Genomic DNA, 1,517 nt, shown 5'->3' with positions numbered 1-1,517 from the left:
AAAAAATGAGGCAGGGATAATAACAGAAGTAAAAGGTTACACCAATGGTGTTTAAGAAAGTTGGGCTAAGCAGTAGCACCTACAGGAGAACTTCCGTTAAAAAGCCGCCGACGTAGTCGGCCTAACTTGACCACTACATTAGCAGGATAAATGTGTCCAAGGAAAAGTGATTTTTCTTAATAGGAAATCTGCAACAGAACCGAAAATCACATGAGAAACCCACCGATGCATGGAGATGATCTTTATGAGTGGAAGCACACAGCTTCTGGAAAACGCGAGGCAAAATTTAAAACAGGATCCTAATTCTTATCTGAGCAATAACAATACTTGCGCTATCGGGAGGCGGGAGCTCAAGATGATATACTGGCAAATAAAATAGCAAATGGCATTAACGAGAGCCTATCTGGAGGTGTTTTGAATGATGCACTAGATATGAACAAAATACTTCACCAGCAAATTGATGGCTGGATGGGTGACCTCGCTATACACTTAGAATCCGCTATAAATGATAAAAAAATCGCCAAGAGGCGTGAAGATGCCAACAAAACACTTAGTATAATAGGGGTAATCGCAGATGTGGTCAGTGGGGTTGCTTCTATTATAGCCGCTATACCAACTGGTGGGGCAAGTGTAGGACTTTGGGCCGCTGAAAACCTACCACATTTGATAAAACTCGTCGTTAAAGAATCAAAAAAATTTATAGAAAAGGAAGGTGGGCGGAAGATCGCTCTAAAAGTTGCAGAGTATGTTGGCAAGGGAATTAAACTGATAACCCAGGGAGCTCAAGCCGTCAACAACATGAACCCCGATGACCACCAACTGGGATCAGTTCACTTTGATAGTGAAGATCCTGTAAACTCCGCGATGGATTTTAAGGGCCCCGGGATGCAACACTTGAGTCGTGTACTGGGTCGCCGGCTTGCTGAGATGGCGATGGAGGCCGGGAGTGGTGTCCTTCTTTGGGTGCGCATATACGACTTCCTGGCTGGTGAACAAGAAACCTTCGAACCCTATCGCGGGGAGGAGTCTAAACTGAGAGGAGAATTCGACAAAGATAACCAAATAGTGTACGTCCGCGAGTGTGACTCGCAGACGGGTTACGGCCATGGGACGCGCTATGCGTATGAAATGAAGTTGTTGCATCTTCCTTCATGGGTGACTATATCTCGTGAAACGAAGGAATACATCAAGGCAGCATCATGGGGGAAAGGGAAATTATGTTCCAAATCACCTAATTACTTTCCTGGATATGGGCAATTTTATGTGGTGGGGGATAATTATCTTAGCACTGAAGATGGGCATGTAGTTCCGGCTACTCCGTTTTATACAAGTGGTCACGTGATGGGAAGTTCGTCATCATCATGTTCGGGATATTCCTGCTTGTCTCTAGTGCCCCATTGATTGTACTGATGTCATTACCGAGGGAAACTGACGGACTAGTTAAATAAGGTTATTAAAGCCTGCTCCAGCTTAGTATTTTCAGTTGTTGGCCTTGTGTTGATTTTCTCCACGTACTC

General features: G+C 44.5%; 1 protein-coding gene. It reads left to right on the top strand.

Annotation, left to right across the window (positions count from 1 at the left end):
• The first annotated feature begins 327 nt into the window (after positions 1–327).
• Entirely contained in the window at positions 328–1,401 is a 1,074-nt protein-coding gene (locus tag ORQ98_RS29430; protein WP_274692393.1) for a hypothetical protein, read from the top strand.
• The last annotated feature ends 116 nt before the right edge of the window (positions 1,402–1,517 follow it).

Origin of the sequence: Spartinivicinus poritis, from assembly GCF_028858535.1 — a bacterium.
Lineage (GTDB): Bacteria > Pseudomonadota > Gammaproteobacteria > Pseudomonadales > Zooshikellaceae > Spartinivicinus > Spartinivicinus poritis.
This window is presented reverse-complemented; position numbering and strand designations above follow the sequence as displayed.